The organism is Geobacillus thermocatenulatus (assembly GCF_002217655.1).
GTDB classification, from domain to species: Bacteria; Bacillota; Bacilli; order Bacillales; family Anoxybacillaceae; genus Geobacillus; species Geobacillus thermocatenulatus.
Genome location: NZ_NEWK01000002.1, coordinates 157793 through 172440 on the forward strand (window position 1 = coordinate 157793; position 14648 = coordinate 172440).

A 14648-nucleotide genomic window follows, 5' to 3' on the forward strand; every position below is an offset into this window, starting at 1 on the left:
AAACGGGCTGTCGGAACGTCCGTCCGACCCCGGACCGATGAAGAAAGGAGCGACCATGATGAAAACGACGGTTGTATGGAACGGAAACATGTCATTCAGCGGCCAAAGCGCTTCCGGTGTCACCATTCCGATCGACGCGGCCAAAGACGTCGGCGGCAACGATTCAGGCGCTCGGCCGATGGAGCTGTTGCTTCACGCCTTAGCCGGCTGCACCGGCATTGACATCGTTTTGATCTTGCGGAAAATGCGGCTTGATGTCCGCGCGTTTTCGATGGAAGTCGAAGGAACGCGCGCCGATGACCATCCGAAGCGGTTTACCGACATTCATATTCATTACGCGCTCGAAGGCGATTTGCCGGAAGACAAGGTCGTCCGCGCCATTCGGTTGTCAAAAGAAAAATATTGTTCCGTTTCCCATTCGTTAAATGCCGCCATTACAGCGAGCTATTCGATCAACGGCGTGCGCGGGAAGGAGACGATCTAACAAGGAGAAGGGCTTGACGTTCATGGCCGTTTCGCGTGGCATAGCGCTGAATGACAATACGATGAAAAAGGTGTTCCGATCGTTTGCGGAACACCTTTTTTGTGTTCGAACTGAAAAAGTACGGAAAAGCCGATCCAAGCATGGTCATGAACGGTGTATTGTCCGGTCTGGTGGCCATTACGGCCGGTTGCGCCTTCGTTTCGCAATGGAGCGCGGTGCTGATCGGTCTTGTGAGCGGCGTCATCGTCGTCTATGCGACGCTGTTGGTCGATGCGTTGAAAATTGACGACCCGGTCGGTGCGGTGGCGGTTCATGGGTTTAATGGGGTGTTTGGCACGCTCGCCGTCGGCTTGTTCGACTCGACGCAAGGATTGTTGACGACCGGTCATGCGTCGTTGTTCATCACCCAACTGCTTGGCGCGTTGACGGTCATCGTTTGGGGCTTCGTCAGCGGTGCGCTCATCGCGAATGTGTGCGACAGCACGGTCGGGCTCCGGGCGACAGAGCGTGAGGAAGAAGAAGGACTCGATATGGCGTACCACGGCATTCCGGCTTACAATGAACTCGAGCGGTTTGCCGATCTCCCGGGCGGGTTGTACGATTTTGAGGAGACGACCGGCATTCGCGTTGCTCCGTTAAACAAGAAAAACGCGGTCGGTTGAACGCTCTCCCACCTACGCTTGTGCTTCGAGGTGGGAGATTCTTGGGAACACCCGCCCCACGGCTGGCTGTCCACCGAGCTAAACAAGGAAAGGCTGTCCGATCAACAGACTCTATCGGGCGGTCTTTTTTTGTTTCTGTTGTTCTCAACAGTTAGTTGTGAATTTACAAAATATTTACAAAAAAATCACCCTTTCTGCTCTATGATTGTATGGACTCGCAAGGATATAATGGGAGTGAACGAGAAGGCGAGAGAAAGGGGAACCGGGAATGAAGAATTCCAAACGATGGGGAAGACGGGTGCTATCCGCATTGGCCGCTGCAGCGGTGCTGGCCGCCACTCCAGTCGGGGCGGCAGGGAACGGGAAAAGCAAGGGGAAGCCGCCTGCTTCCTCGCACCGTTATATTGAGGTGCAGTTATTGGGCATGAACGACTTCCACGGCCAGTTGAATGTGACGAGAAAAGTCGGCGGGCGGGAAGTCGGACGGGCTGACTATTTGGCCGCCTATTTGAAACAGCGGGAGGCGGAAAACAAAAACACGCTGCTCGTCCATGCCGGCGATGCGGTCGGCGCCAGCCCGCCGGTATCAGCGCTGCTGCAAGATGAACCGACGATCGAAGTGCTCAATAAGCTCGGCTTTGACGTCGGCACCCTTGGCAACCATGAGTTTGATGAAGGAGTAGCGGAAATGCTCCGCTTGATCCATGGCGGATACCACCCGGCGACCGGCGATTTCGCCGGAGCGGATTTTCCGTACGTGAGCGCCAACGTCGTTGATGCGCAAACGGGAAAGCCGATTCTCCCGCCATATGTGATTAAGCGGGTCAACGGCATACCGATCGGATTGATCGGCGTCACGCTCACGGAAACACCAACGATTGTGACGCCAAGTGGCGTCGCGGGAGTCAAGTTCATCGATGAGGCAACAGCGATTAACAAAGCGGTGCGAGAACTGAAGAAAAAAGGGGTGCAAACGATCGTCATTCTCGCCCATAACCCAGGCGCATCCAATCCGGATGGGACAAACGCCAGCGGGGAAATTGTCGATATCGCCAAAAATATCGATGATGAAGTCGATGTGATTTTCGCCGGTCATAATCATGCCTATTTAAATGCGGTTGTGGACGGCAAGCTGCTCGTTCAGTCGTATTCGTACGGCACGGCGTTTTCTGATGTCGATTTGAAAATCGACCCGCGTACGAAAGACGTCGTCGCCAAAAAAGCGGAGATCGTGACGACCTATCATGACGGCATCACTCCGGACCCGGAAATTCGGACGCTCATTGAAAAATATGAAGCGAAAGTGGCGCCGCTTGTCAACCAAGTCATTGGCGCAGCGGCCGAAACGATCACCGATGAACAAAATGAAAGCGGCGAGTCCGCCTTGGGCGATTTGATCGCCGATGCCCAGCGGGCGGCGATGAAAACCGATTTCGCCTTTATGAACCCGGGCGGCATTCGCGCTGATATTGAACAAGGCGAAGTAACGTGGGGCGAGCTGTACAACGTTCAGCCGTTCAACAACCAGCTTGTAAGCATGACGCTCACCGGCGCGCAAATCCGCCAGCTTTTGAACCAACAATGGCAGCCAACCCAAACGCGCATGCTGCAAATCTCCGGCCTCCGCTATACATGGAGCGCCAGCAAGCCGGTCGGAGAAAAAGTCATTGACATTCAGCTTCCTGGTGGCACACCGCTAAAACCGGACGCCGAGTACACGGTGACGGTCAACAGCTTCCTCGCCGACGGCGGCGACGGGTTCACGGTGTTGACGCATGGGACAAACCGCGAGGTCGGTCCGGTCGATTTGGATGCTCTTGTTTCGTATATTCGCGGTCTTGAGCAACCGTTCTCAGCGCGGATCGAGGGGCGGATCAACCGGCTTCCGTAACAGGTGTCGACTGAGGAAAAAGGATGGAAGGGCGAACGGTCGCTTATCTAATGAAAAAGGTGTCCCCAAAAGACTCGGGACACCTTTTCTTTACTCCTAACGGGCGGGCTTGCAGCCGCTTGTGCTTGGACGATAGAAAAAGATCGTTCAAGAGAGGTTTTCCGTAGATCAAGATGCTTTTTGCTCGAACAGCTTGATGATCTCCACGATCACTTCGGCCGCTTTCACCATATTGTCGGCGGAAATGTATTCGTAGCGGCCGTGGAAGTTTTCGCCGCCGGCGAAAAGGTTCGGCGTCGGCAGCCCCATATACGACAGCTGCGACCCGTCCGTGCCGCCGCGGATCGGTTTCACCTTTGGTTCAATGCCCAAGTTCGTCATCGCTTCGTGGGCGATGTCGACAATGTGGCGCACCGGCTCGATTTTTTCGCGCATGTTGTAATATTGGTCGTTGATTTCGAGCGTGATTCGGTCGTTTCCATATTTTTGCGCAAGCGAAGCCGCGATCTCGTTCATTTTCGCTTTGCGAGCCTCGAACTGTTCGCGGTCAAAGTCACGGATGATGTAGTGAAGCTTCGTTTCCTCTACACTGCCTTGGAACGAAAGCAAATGGTAAAACCCTTCGTATCCTTCCGTATGCTCAGGCGCCTCATCGGCTGGCAGCTGTTGTTGGAATTCCATGGCGATTTTGATCGAGTTGATCATTTTTCCTTTCGCTGTGCCCGGATGGACGTTTTTTCCTTTGATCGTGATTTTCGCTTCGGCAGCGTTAAAGCTTTCATACTCCAATTCGCCAAGCGGCCCGCCGTCGACCGTGTAGGCAAATTGGGCGCCGAATTTGGCAACGTCAAATTTATGCGGCCCGCGGCCAATTTCCTCATCCGGCGTAAAGGCGACGCGCACTTTGCCGTGCTTGATTTCTGGATGTTGGATGAGGTAGTTCATCGCGGTCATAATTTCGGCGATTCCGGCCTTATCATCGGCGCCAAGCAGCGTCGTTCCATCGGTCGTGATGAGTGTATGCCCTTTGTAGCCAGCAAGCTCTGGGAAATCGTTTGGCGACAAGATGATGCCTTGTTCTTTGTTTAACATGATGTCCCCGCCGTCGTACTGTTCGATGATTTGTGGGTTGACGTTGGCTCCCGTAAACTCCGGAGCGGTGTCCATATGAGCCAAAAAGCCGATCACGGGCACGTTTTTGTCCGTATTGGCCGGCAACGTCGCCATGACGTAGCCGTTTTCGTCGACTGTGACGTCTTCCATGCCGATCGCTTTCAGCTCTTCAACTAACATGGTTGCCAGCTCCCATTGCCCTTGAGTCGACGGGCATGTGCTGCTTTCTGGATCGGACTGGGTATTCACTTTGGCGTAGCGGATGAAGCGTTCGATGAGTTCCTGTTTCATTGGTTCATCTCCTTTTTATGTATGAGTGTTGGGTGAATCCGCGAATCGCTTCCGCCAATGCAGCGGAGAGGTTCCGTGTTTATTTTATCATATGCGATCTCCAACAGGGAAAGAGGGGGCGCCATGCGAGTCAGTCAAGACTTTGTGGAGAACATTTTTTCGGTTCACTACGGGTGTTGTCAATCACTAGTTAGCGAACCATTTTCAGGAATTGATATCGTAAGCGCTTTCGGACTCTCATCCCTCATCTTTTTTGCATGACATTTGCTTTTTTCTACCGCGCTTCGCTTGGTGGCCCCGACGAGTGTCGCGAACAAAAGTTCGCAACCCTCGTCGGGGATCATTTCGGAATGTCACCCACAAATATTTTACTCACACGCGCCATGCGGCGCACGAGTTTTTCCACGGCGGGCGAGGCGGCCAAGAGAAGCGTTATGATATAATGAAAAAGCAAGGGCCTCGTCCAAAATGAGAACGCAGCTGCTTCCTGCCTTGTGCAGATGAGCGGAACAGAAAGGAGAAGCCAAACCATGTCATTCAGCTACGTGTCTCATCTGTATTGTCCGAAATGTGAACGTACATACGATGTCGACCACATTCATCAACCTTGCGAATGCGGGTCGCCGCTTCTGGTCGCGTATGATTTGGAGTCGATGCGCCAAAAAGTCAAGAGGGATGTGCTGAGGGAACGTGAAGCGAATTTATGGCGTTATCATGAGTTGCTGCCGGTAAAGCATCCTGAACATATCGTGTCGCTCGGCGAAGGGATGACGCCGCTCGTGCCGATGCCGCGGCTCGGCCGTAAAATCGGCATTGAAGCGCTCTACATGAAAGACGAAGGGGTCATTCCGACCGGAACGTTTAAAGCGCGCGGAGCGGCTGTCGGCGTTTCTAAAGCAAAAGAATTAGGGGTCAAACAGCTCGTCATGCCGACAAACGGCAACGCGGGTGCGGCGTGGTCGCTGTATGCGGCTCGGGCGGGCATCCGCGCGACGGTCGTCATGCCGGTTGACGCGCCGGAATTGACGCGCAAAGAATGCGCCATCGCAGGAGCGGAATTGTATTTAGTCAACGGTTTGATCAGCGATGCGGGCCAAATTGTGGCGAAAGCGATCCGCGAATACGGATGGTACGATGCGTCGACGTTGAAAGAACCGTACCGGATTGAAGGAAAGAAAACGATGGGGCTTGAGATCGCCGAACAATTCTCATGGCGGCTTCCGGATGTCATTTTGTATCCGACCGGGGGCGGCGTTGGGTTGATCGGCATTTACAAGGCGATCAAAGAATTGCAGGCGCTCGGCTGGGTGGACGGCCGCATGCCGCGGCTTGTTGCTGTGCAGGCCGAGCATTGCGCGCCGATTGTGAAGGCGTGGCAGGAGAAAAAACGCGAGTCCGAGTTTTGGCCGAACGCTCATACAGTGGCGTTTGGCATCAATGTGCCGAAAGCGCTCGGCGACTTCCTGGTGCTTGAGGCGGTATATGAGACAGACGGCTGCGCGGTTGCCATTGGCGATGAAGCGATTTTGGCCGAGCAGCGGACGGTGGCGGAGCTCGAAGGAGCGTTCATTTGCCCGGAAGGAGCGGCGGCGTTTGCGGCGGCCCGAAAATTGCGCGAGAGCGGCTGGATTCGCGACGGGGAGACGGTCGTCGTGCTCAACACGGGGACGGGATTGAAATACGCCGATTTGGTTCAAGTCGCCCCACCGGTGCTCGAACCGGGAGATTCGCTTCCGATGCGGGAATAATCAAGCTGTGAGCAAAAAAACATAGACAAATCGAAAACAGGATTGTATACTAAACTCATCAGAATAATCAAAAATGAAAAACGATTCATCTTCGGGGCAGGGTGAAATTCCCGACCGGCGGTGATGAGGCGCTTCGCCTCTCAGCCCGCGAGCCGCAAGGCAGGATCCGGTGCAAGTCCGGAGCCGACAGTATAGTCTGGATGGGAGAAGATGAAGGTTTGCCGGCGTTCGTTTTGGCGCATGCGAACGTCTAGTTGCGCACACCCTTTTTCTCCCTTAAGCCTCGTCCGGTTTAAGGGAGTTTTTGTTGGCGCTCACGGCGGCAGCCTTCTTCTTGTGAGGATGAATCACGAGAAGGGGAGGAGAACAAGCATGAAACGCATTTCCATTCGCGCCTTTGTCGGCATCGGAGCGTTGGGCGCCATGGCGCATGTGCTGATGATGCTCAACTTTCCGCTGCCGCCGTTTCCCAACTTTTTGCTTGTTGATTTCAGCGACATTCCGGCGCTCATCGCCGCCTTGTTGTACGGCCCGCTCGCCGGCGTGGCGGTCGAACTATTGAAAAACGTGCTGAACTACGTGTTCGTCGGCAGTGCGACCGGCGTTCCGGTCGGCCAGATCGCCAACTTCACTGCCGGGGTGGCGTTCCTTTTGCCGGTTTCCCATATTTATCGGAAAGCCGCATCGAAAAAAGGCTTGCTGCTGGGGCTGGCGGCGGGAACAGTGACGATGGCGCTCGTCATGAGCGTGCTCAACTACTACGTCTTTCTGCCGGCGTACACGCTTTTCCTCGGCGCTCCGCAGATGAGCGCGCCGGAAGCGAAGGCGTTGGTGGTATCGGCGATTTTGCCGTTTAACGCCGTCAAAGGAGCGATGGCGGCCATCGTATTTCAGCTTCTCTTTTGGCGCCTTCGTGCTTGGCTTGAGAAACAAGCGGCATCCCGCCAAGCCGCTTGATGAACAAAAAGCGAGGGTTTTTCCCTCGCTTTTTTGCGTTTGTCAAAAGCGAATCCGCGGCACCCAGTCGGCAAACCGCTCCTCTTTAAACGGATTGGCGGTCATCGAATAGCCGCGCTCCTCCCAATAGCCCGGCTCATCTTCCTTCATAAAGCGGATGCCCGACGTCCATTTTGCCCCTTTCCATAAGTAAAACGTCGCTGGCGGGATGAACCGGAGCGGATAGCCGTGCTTCGGCGAGATGTCCTGCCAGTCGTGATGCTTGTCTTTCCATCGATAGACAAACAAGGCATCGTCGCCCATGAGCGCCTCAAGCGGCAAGTTTGCCGAATAGCCGAACCGGTCGCCGTTTAAGTAGCCGTAAATTTTCACATATTTCACATCGGGATCGAGATCGACGAAGCGCAAAAACTCGCGGAAAGCGATGCCTTCAAACGTCGTATCAAATTTCGACCACGTCGTCACGCAGTGCATATCCACGGTCGAAATCGTCTTCGGCAGCCGCATCACTTCCTGATACGACAGCGTCACTTCCTCTTTCACATCGCCGAACAATCGGAAATTCCACGCCGCTTCATCGAACTGGTACACATCGCCTTCATGCAAAATCGGCCATTTTTCCGTTTCGAATTGGCCGGGAGGAAGTTGTTTGGTCATGGGAGGCACTCCTTTTTCTGCTAAATTTCTCTTAATTATTCATGATACAAAATAGGGGAAGGGGATGCAATAAAAAGGGGCTCGGTTCAGTTGCTGCGGCGGTGTTCAGCGAGGACAAATTCCACCAAATATTGATTGATTTTTGACTTTTCTTAATTATATAATGAAAATGATGAAATTGGAACGATTGTTCCGAAATACGGAACGATTGAAGGAAAAGGGGGGAGGCAGGAAAAGTCGGTGGAGGAATAAGGCAGCGAGATGGACGGATCACAATGCCAATATGATGTTGGGAGAGGAGAAAGGGAACATGGTGCTCATTGGCGTGTTGATTGTCATCATTGGTTTTATCGTTCGCATTAATCCGCTTCTTGTCGTGACAGCGGCTGGATTGGCGACAGGATTGCTCGCTCATCAATCGCTGTATGACATTATTGAACAGTTTGGAACGGCGTTTACGACCAACCGGTATATGGCGGTGTTTATTGCTACATTACCCGTCATCGGCCTTTTGGAACGCTTTGGGCTGCGGGAACAGGCGGAGAGTGTCGTGGCGAAAATCAAGGCGGCGACAACAGGGAGAATCTTGACGGTCTATTTAATCATCCGGGAAGCGGCAGCCGCGGCTGGGCTTACTTCCATCGGCGGCCATGCTCAAATGGTTCGCCCGCTCGTCGCTCCTATGGCAGAAGGAGCAGCGGAAGCGAAATACGGAAAACTGCCGGATCATGTGCGGGATGATATTCGCGCTCATTCCGCAGCGGTGGACAATATCGGGCTGTTTTTTGGCGAGGATGTGTTTATCGCCATCGGAGCGATTTTGTTGATGAAAGGATTTTTTGATCAAAACGGCATTCCTTCCGATCCGCTTCATATGGCGCTATGGGCGATTCCAACCGCTGTCGCCGCGCTGATCGTTCACAGCATCCGGCTGCATCGCTTTGATCGCTCGCTTCACAAGCTCTTTCATCGGGAGAATGGAAAGGGGGAAAAGTAAATGTGGCTGTCTATTGAAACGGTGTACATATTTTTAGGCATTGTCGTTGTGCTAGGAAGCATGTGGACCTTTGCCGATCGTCAAAACCCGAAGCGCTTCACATCAGGGGTGTTTTATTTCCTTTATGGTGTGACACTGCTGTTCGGCAGCATCATTCCTCCGTTTTACACCGGGTTGCTTGTGCTTGTCATGGTGGCCATTGTCGGGACGGGAGGCTTGAAACTAGGAAGCTATCAAGAGGCGACCCGGGAAGAGAGAAGTCGGCATCGCGATCGCTTGAAACACCGCCTGTTCATCCCGGCGCTGTTGATTCCCATTTTGACGGTCATCGGTGTGACATGGCTGAAAAATGTCAAGGTTGGGAACGCGTATCTTTTCGATCCGAAAAACGTGACCCTTGTGTCTCTTGGACTAGCGACGTTTGTGGCTTTGCTCGTCAGCATGGCGATGACTCGATCGACGCCGTTTATGGCGGTTAAAGAATCGCGCAGGCTGCTGGAAACAATCGGTTGGGCTGCTCTCTTGCCGCAGATGCTGGCGACATTAGGGACGATCTTTACGACCGCTGGGGTGGGCGTGGCCGTGTCCAATTTGGTGAAAGCCATTATTCCGACTCATTCGTTGTTTTGGATTGTGGCCGCCTATTGCATCGGGATGGCTTTGTTTACGATGATCATGGGCAACGCTTTTGCGGCATTTCCCGTGATGACGGCGGGGATCGCTGTTCCGCTGCTGATAAAACAATTTGGCGTCGACGCGAATCATGTGGCGGCTCTCGGGATGTTTTCCGGCTACTGCGGCACTTTGATGACGCCGATGGCGGCGAATTTCAACATCGTGCCCGCTGCCCTGCTTGATTTGAAAGACAAAAACCATGTGATTCGCGTGCAAGTGCCGACAGCGTTGATTCTGTTGGCGTTCAACATCGCCGCAATGTATGTGGTTACACTCATAGATTTATAAATTTCATCATCAAAAAGGATGGAGATGCGATGAAAAAAGTGCTCGTGACCGGATTTGATCCGTTTGGAGGAGAAACGGTGAATCCATCGCTGGAGGCGGCCAAGCAAGCAGCTGGATGGAAAACCGATCGGTATATCGTTGAAGTTCGGGAGATTCCAACCGTATTTGGCAAATCATTAGCCATCTTGCATGACGCAATCATGCAAGTGGATCCCGATGTGGTGATTTGCGTCGGACAGGCAGGAGGGAGAGCGGATATTTCTGTTGAAAGAGTGGCGGTGAACATCAATGATGCCCGCATTCCCGACAACGAAGGCCAGCAGCCGATTGACGAACCTGTTGTGGCAGGCGGGCCTGTCGGTTATTGGTCAACCTTGCCGGTCAAAGCGATTGTCGAGGCGTTGAGGCGTCACGGCATACCAGCCTCTGTCTCTTATACAGCGGGAACGTTCGTCTGCAACCATGTGTTTTATGGATTGATGCATTACATCACCCAATCGAAGAAGCCCATTCGCGGCGGATTTATCCATATTCCGTATTTGCCGGAACAAGCCGCCCGGCATCCCGGGCAGCCCAGCATGGCATTAGAGACGATCGTGGAAGGGCTGCGTCTTGCCATTGACGTGGCGGTCGAACGTGAAGAAGATATCCAAGCGGTTGGCGGGCACATTTGTTAAGGCGGATTCGTCCAGTTGCCTTTGACTTCAGCCTGTCCCTTCTGCTCGGCATGGATTTGGCTAAACAAAAAGCGGTTGCCATGGAGGTGGGAATGCAAAACTCCGGATTGGGCGTGGCGATCGCCACAGCCAATTTCTCACCCTTGGCGGCTGTTCCAAGTGCGATTTTCAGCGTGTGGCACAACAATATATATATCCGAAGCGATCCTCGCGGCGATTTTCAGCCGGAGGGAAGAGAAGGACCATCTGATAGGATTAAAGGAAAAGTCAAGGGTGTAGAAGCAGGTGTAAACAGCGGTTTCGTAAGAGAGAGGCCGCTGTTTTCTATTTTGTATTGTAGTGGGGAAGCTATCTATCATAAGTTGTCCTTAATATTTTAAGATAGGTGTGCATAAGAGAAAATAGAAGGGGCAAAAAATGCGAATGAAGAGGGGATTGAGAAGAACGCGCAGCCCCCCTTTTCATAAATCACCACCCTCTTCGACCGTCCTTAGGAATAATTTTCTCCTAATTGCACATCGTATCCAATAGAAACTTGGAAATAGGAGCGTCATGCCGATGGACGTACAAAGCGAGCGGCGATTTTTCCTTTTGGCGCTTGGCGTCATCGCCCTTTACGTGTCCCCGCTCTTTCTCCTTGGCGAAAACGCCCATATTCGCGTCCACGATAATTTGGATTCCAATATCGCTTGGTATAAGGTGCTCTCCGAAAGTGGAAAAATCACCGGACCGCTTGACGCGAACATTCCGCAAATTGCTAACGGCCAGTTGTCAAGAAACGCCCTCGGCTCGGAGCTGACCGGCATCGTCTGGCTGCACGCGTTATTTCCCACGATGACTGCTTATGCGCTCAGCCAAACGATCACGAGGGTGGTGGCGTTTGTCGGTATGTATTGGTTGTTAAAAACACATTTCCTGCCCGAGCCGCGTTGGATGGCCGTCCGCATCGGCGTGGCGCTCGCATTTGCCCTGATGCTGTTTTGGCCGTCGGGGATGTTAAGCACGCTGGGCATGCCGCTTGCGCTTTGGGCGTTTTTGAGCATCCGAAAAGGTGAGGGGAAATGGAGACATTACGCCGCACTTACGCTTCTCCCGTTTTATTCCAGCTTTGTGCTCGGATTTTTCTTTTTTCTTGCCGCCATGGGCGTTTTTTGGCTTGTTGATGTGCTGCGCGGAAAGGGGTGGAACATCCGCTTTTTGACTTCCATCGCTTACATGACGCTGCTTTATTTGCTTGTCGAGTACAGGCTTGTCTACTCGTTTTTATGGGAAGACGAGCCGACGAGCCGGGATGAGTACTTCCATGCCCGTTTGTCGTTTTGGCATTGCGTCCGCTTGACGTGGAAAAACTTTCTCCTCGGGCACCATCATGTCATGACCGAGCATACGTTTTTTATTTTGCCAAGCTGGTTGGTGGCGTTGTATCTCGTTTTCGTGAAAAAACGGTGGAAGCAAGAACGGTTATTTCTTTTCCTATTCGGACTGAATTTCGCCCTGTCGGCGTGGTATGCCTTTTGGTTTTATAAAGGGTGGCTGCCGCTTACGGAGCGGTTTCATTTTTTAGACACGTTTAACTTTGCCCGCTTTCATTTTTTGCGCCCGATGATCATTTATGTGCAGTTTGCGCTGGCGTTGAAAATCATGTGGCAATATAGCGAAAACGGGAGAAGGTGGGCGAAGCGGCTGCTAGCGGCTCAAGTGATCTTCGTGTTTTTGATCAATGAAGAAATCGTCTTCCGCTATGAGCCGACGGTAAAGCAATTTTACGCGGAAAAACAGTTCCAAGAAATCAAAGAATACATCGGGCTTCCCGTAGCCGATTACCGCGTCGTCAGCATCGGCATTCACCCCGCCATCGCGCAATACAACGGGTTTTATACGCTCGATACGTACAACAACTTTTATCCGCTGTCATATAAATACGAGTTCCGCAAAATCATTGAGCGTGAACTGGAAAAAAGCAAAACGATCCGCACATATTTTGACGAATGGGGCGGGCGCTGCTATATTTTTACAGAAGAACTTGGAAAACGGTACATGTTCACAAAACATTCGAAGAAGCGGCTGAAGAACTTGCAGCTGAATACAGAACAGTTGAAAAAATGGGCGGCCGCTATATTTTCTCGGCGGTTCCGATTGACAATGCGGCGGAAAATGGACTCGTGTTGGACCGTGTATTCACGTCCGATGAGTCGGCGTGGACGATTTATTTGTATAAGGTGAATTGAAAACAGCGGCTTCTCTTGAAAAGAGAAGCCGCTGTTTTACGAGCCTAGCTACGGGGCTGATCCAACCGCGCAAGCTGCCGGTCGTGCCACCTCGAGAGCAGCCATAGGGCAATCACTGTCCCAATCAATGTGCATACCATATCCCATTGCGTGTCCCAAATATCGCCTTGCGTGCCCAAAAAGTCTTTCGATGCCTTTCCTCCTTTGGAGATGATGGAGACGAGCCATTCGATGATTTCATACAGGGCGGCGATGGCGAGCGACATGCTTGTGACGATCGTGAAAAGCCAAGGGCCGCGCGACAGCGGCGTTTTCCGCAGCGCAATCTCCCTTAGGACGAGGGCGAACGTCCCTTTGAGGAAATGGCCAAACCGGTCATAATGGTTGCGTTCGAAATGGAACGCATCTTTGATCCAGTTAAAAAAAGGAACTTTGGAGTAAATATAATGGCCGCCGATCAACATGAGAACCGCCAGCATGGCGATGATGACATACGACATCGTTGTCAGCCGGAAGCGTTGATACAGGGCCATCACGATCACAAGCCCCACAAGCGCTGGGGCGACCTCAAGCGCCCACACCGCATAGCTGGTTGGACGAATGGCCGACCAAACGAACACGGCAGCGACGATCAGCAACAACAGCCCATGAATGCGGGTTTGCCTTGCTTGTTCCACCTTTTTTCCTCCTTGGAACAGCGAGATTTGTCTATGGTCATTATTCGGAAAAACGCGGATTTTATACAAATGAATTTCATGCGGAGAAGGGGCAGAACGGGTTTGTGTTGAAAAGAATATCGACAAGCGAAACAACAGTTTTTCGAATGTCTGATGAAAACGCCGGAGTTTCAGCGGTTATAGGAGCCACTGTGGAAGCAGCGAGAAAAGAGGCGTTTCCTCCATGGATAGGGAAACATTCCTAATTTTCAACGAGGATGCGAATGTATATTCGCATTTGTTTGATTTGATGGTATAATGAAACATGCACAGCCAAATGCAGGGTGGGCAGTGGCCACTCCCTGAACGAAAGGGGGTGGTGCTGATGATGTCGATTGCCGACGCGCTGACGCTCATGATTGCGTTTGCGTCACTCATCGTCGCGGTGATCGCCGTATCCAAAGACAAAAAGTAACCCACCCTGCTAGGCCGAGGCGAGGGTAGGTTACGATGCCCGAGGCTTGGGCCACTGCGCTTCTTGCAGCGGCTGTGTATGGACAGGGCATTGGTGGCCGCCAATGCCCTGCTTTATTGTACGTTCCTTCTTCTTTTTATTATACGCGTATAAAGAAGGGGATGACAAGAACTTTCGAGAAAGGGACAGTGAAGATCGAAAAAAAATGAAAAAGAGGGTTGACTCTTTCGTTTTTTTATAGTAAATTTTACATTGTCGTTCCGATTCTGAAGGAACGGAAACAAAAAATCCTTGACAAACTGTTTGATTGTTTTATAATAAGTATCGTCGCCATTGCCTAGTGGTGATAGCGGAAGGGAAACACCCGTTCCCATCCCGAACACGGAAGTTAAGCCCTCCAGCGCCGATGGTAGTTGGGGCCAGCGCCCCTGCAAGAGTAGGTCGCTGCTAGGCAATTGCGTGGAGTATTAGCTCAGCGGGAGAGCACCACGTTGACAGCGTGGGGGTCACTGGTTCGATCCCAGTATACTCCACCATGATGGGGCGTTAGTTCAGGGGGAGAACGCTTCGCTGGCAGCGAAGAGGTCAGGGGTTCAAATCCCCTACGCTCCACTTCTATGTATGCGGTCGTGGCGGAATGGCAGACGCGCTAGGTTGAGGGCCTAGTGGGGGCAACCCCGTGGAGGTTCAAGTCCTCTCGACCGCATCGCTCCAAACAGCTATGGAGGAGTACCCAAGTCTGGCTGAAGGGGTCGGTTTCGAAAACCGATAGGGGTGTCACAGCCCGCGGGGGTTCGAATCCCTCCTCCTCCGCCATAAATATTGATTTAGCTCAATTGGTAGAGACGA

At 52.5% G+C, this 14648-nt stretch carries 12 protein-coding genes, 4 tRNA genes, 1 rRNA gene, 3 pseudogenes and 1 riboswitch; of the genes and pseudogenes, 17 read left to right on the forward strand and 3 right to left on the reverse strand.

Features of this window, described 5'->3' with window-relative positions; all coding sequences use genetic code 11:
• Positions 1-58 precede the first annotated feature (58 nt).
• From B9L19_RS09590 to B9L19_RS09600, 3 genes and pseudogenes are all read left to right on the forward strand, one after another.
• Complete coding sequence (locus tag B9L19_RS09590; protein ID WP_025950657.1) at positions 59-484, forward strand: OsmC family protein; 426 nt, start codon at positions 59-61, stop codon at positions 482-484.
• 110 nt (positions 485-594) lie between these two features.
• A pseudogene (locus B9L19_RS09595) lies at positions 595-1146 on the forward strand (ammonium transporter); the annotation flags it as partial.
• A gap of 268 nt (positions 1147-1414) precedes the next feature.
• Positions 1415-3037 (forward strand): bifunctional metallophosphatase/5'-nucleotidase, encoded by a 1623-nt coding sequence (locus B9L19_RS09600; protein WP_047753105.1) that lies wholly within the window; start codon positions 1415-1417, stop codon positions 3035-3037.
• 168 nt (positions 3038-3205) lie between these two features.
• Here the strand turns inward: B9L19_RS09600 and pepT are convergent, their stop codons facing one another.
• Positions 3206-4441: a peptidase T gene (gene pepT / locus B9L19_RS09605; RefSeq protein WP_047753106.1), complete on the reverse strand. Its 1236-nt coding sequence runs from the start codon at positions 4439-4441 to the stop codon at positions 3206-3208.
• A 530-nt stretch (positions 4442-4971) separates the two neighbouring features.
• Between pepT and B9L19_RS09610 the strand changes: the two genes are divergently transcribed.
• Together B9L19_RS09610 and B9L19_RS09615 are read left to right on the forward strand one after the other, a co-directional pair.
• Positions 4972-6189: a threonine synthase gene (locus B9L19_RS09610; protein WP_047753107.1), complete on the forward strand. Its 1218-nt coding sequence runs from the start codon at positions 4972-4974 to the stop codon at positions 6187-6189.
• Positions 6190-6272: 83 nt separating this feature from the next.
• Positions 6273-6405, forward strand: a riboswitch (FMN riboswitch).
• Between the two features lie 156 nt (positions 6406-6561).
• A complete protein-coding gene (locus B9L19_RS09615; protein ID WP_025950651.1) occupies positions 6562-7146 on the forward strand; it encodes an ECF transporter S component in 585 nt (194 codons plus the stop codon).
• A 42-nt stretch (positions 7147-7188) separates the two neighbouring features.
• On the opposite strand, the gene B9L19_RS09620 is transcribed toward B9L19_RS09615, so the two are convergent.
• Positions 7189-7803 carry a sulfite oxidase-like oxidoreductase gene (locus B9L19_RS09620; RefSeq protein WP_047753108.1) on the reverse strand — a complete coding sequence of 205 codons (615 nt, stop codon included), beginning with the start codon at positions 7801-7803 and terminating at the stop codon, positions 7189-7191.
• A gap of 310 nt (positions 7804-8113) precedes the next feature.
• Between B9L19_RS09620 and B9L19_RS09625 the strand changes: the two genes are divergently transcribed.
• The 6 genes and pseudogenes from B9L19_RS09625 (at position 8114) to B9L19_RS19800 (ending at position 12668) form a co-directional block, all read left to right on the forward strand.
• Entirely contained in the window at positions 8114-8800 is a 687-nt protein-coding gene (locus tag B9L19_RS09625) for a DUF969 domain-containing protein (protein ID WP_025950649.1), read from the forward strand.
• A complete protein-coding gene (locus tag B9L19_RS09630) occupies positions 8801-9763 on the forward strand; it encodes a DUF979 domain-containing protein (protein WP_025950648.1) in 963 nt (320 codons plus the stop codon). It abuts the gene before it with no gap.
• 29 nt (positions 9764-9792) lie between these two features.
• Positions 9793-10440 carry a pyroglutamyl-peptidase I gene (pcp, locus tag B9L19_RS09635; RefSeq protein ID WP_025950647.1) on the forward strand — a complete coding sequence of 216 codons (648 nt, stop codon included), beginning with the start codon at positions 9793-9795 and terminating at the stop codon, positions 10438-10440.
• A 41-nt stretch (positions 10441-10481) separates the two neighbouring features.
• Positions 10482-10719, forward strand: a pseudogene (locus tag B9L19_RS19565) (transporter, sodium/bile acid symporter family protein); the annotation flags it as partial.
• Positions 10720-10998: 279 nt separating this feature from the next.
• Positions 10999-12378: pseudogene (locus B9L19_RS09645) on the forward strand (DUF6044 family protein); the annotation flags it as partial.
• 50 nt (positions 12379-12428) lie between these two features.
• Positions 12429-12668: a DUF6044 family protein gene (locus B9L19_RS19800; protein WP_368664520.1), complete on the forward strand. Its 240-nt coding sequence runs from the start codon at positions 12429-12431 to the stop codon at positions 12666-12668.
• Positions 12669-12712: 44 nt separating this feature from the next.
• Here B9L19_RS19800 and B9L19_RS09650 read toward each other — a convergent pair whose 3' ends face one another.
• Positions 12713-13345: a DUF2238 domain-containing protein gene (locus B9L19_RS09650; RefSeq protein WP_025950626.1), complete on the reverse strand. Its 633-nt coding sequence runs from the start codon at positions 13343-13345 to the stop codon at positions 12713-12715.
• A 364-nt stretch (positions 13346-13709) separates the two neighbouring features.
• Here B9L19_RS09650 and B9L19_RS19370 point away from each other — a divergent pair, with 364 nt between their 5' ends.
• The 6 genes from B9L19_RS19370 to B9L19_RS09675 all read left to right on the forward strand — a co-directional run bounded on the left by B9L19_RS19370 (position 13710) and on the right by B9L19_RS09675 (position 14615).
• Positions 13710-13799 carry a putative holin-like toxin gene (locus tag B9L19_RS19370; RefSeq protein WP_021322622.1) on the forward strand — a complete coding sequence of 30 codons (90 nt, stop codon included), beginning with the start codon at positions 13710-13712 and terminating at the stop codon, positions 13797-13799.
• 336 nt (positions 13800-14135) lie between these two features.
• A 5S ribosomal RNA gene (gene rrf, locus B9L19_RS09655) occupies positions 14136-14252 on the forward strand.
• 8 nt (positions 14253-14260) lie between these two features.
• Positions 14261-14335 (forward strand) — tRNA-Val (locus tag B9L19_RS09660).
• A 4-nt stretch (positions 14336-14339) separates the two neighbouring features.
• Positions 14340-14411: transfer RNA gene (locus tag B9L19_RS09665), tRNA-Ala, on the forward strand.
• 11 nt (positions 14412-14422) lie between these two features.
• Positions 14423-14505, forward strand: a tRNA-Leu gene (locus B9L19_RS09670).
• A 17-nt stretch (positions 14506-14522) separates the two neighbouring features.
• A tRNA-Ser gene (locus B9L19_RS09675) sits at positions 14523-14615 on the forward strand.
• Positions 14616-14648: the final 33 nt, after the last annotated feature.

Coding starts and splice junctions, on each gene's coding strand:
- B9L19_RS09615 (WP_025950651.1), top strand. CDS start 6,562: ATGAAACGCATTTCCATTCGCGCCTTTGTCGGCATCGGAGCGTTGGGC.
- pepT (WP_047753106.1), bottom strand. CDS start 4,441: ATGAAACAGGAACTCATCGAACGCTTCATCCGCTACGCCAAAGTGAAT.
- B9L19_RS19370 (WP_021322622.1), top strand. CDS start 13,710: ATGATGTCGATTGCCGACGCGCTGACGCTCATGATTGCGTTTGCGTCA.
- B9L19_RS09590 (WP_025950657.1), top strand. CDS start 59: ATGAAAACGACGGTTGTATGGAACGGAAACATGTCATTCAGCGGCCAA.
- B9L19_RS19800 (WP_368664520.1), top strand. CDS start 12,429: ATGGGGCGGGCGCTGCTATATTTTTACAGAAGAACTTGGAAAACGGTA.
- B9L19_RS09610 (WP_047753107.1), top strand. CDS start 4,972: ATGTCATTCAGCTACGTGTCTCATCTGTATTGTCCGAAATGTGAACGT.
- B9L19_RS09625 (WP_025950649.1), top strand. CDS start 8,114: ATGGTGCTCATTGGCGTGTTGATTGTCATCATTGGTTTTATCGTTCGC.
- pcp (WP_025950647.1), top strand. CDS start 9,793: ATGAAAAAAGTGCTCGTGACCGGATTTGATCCGTTTGGAGGAGAAACG.
- B9L19_RS09600 (WP_047753105.1), top strand. CDS start 1,415: ATGAAGAATTCCAAACGATGGGGAAGACGGGTGCTATCCGCATTGGCC.
- B9L19_RS09630 (WP_025950648.1), top strand. CDS start 8,801: ATGTGGCTGTCTATTGAAACGGTGTACATATTTTTAGGCATTGTCGTT.
- B9L19_RS09620 (WP_047753108.1), bottom strand. CDS start 7,803: ATGACCAAACAACTTCCTCCCGGCCAATTCGAAACGGAAAAATGGCCG.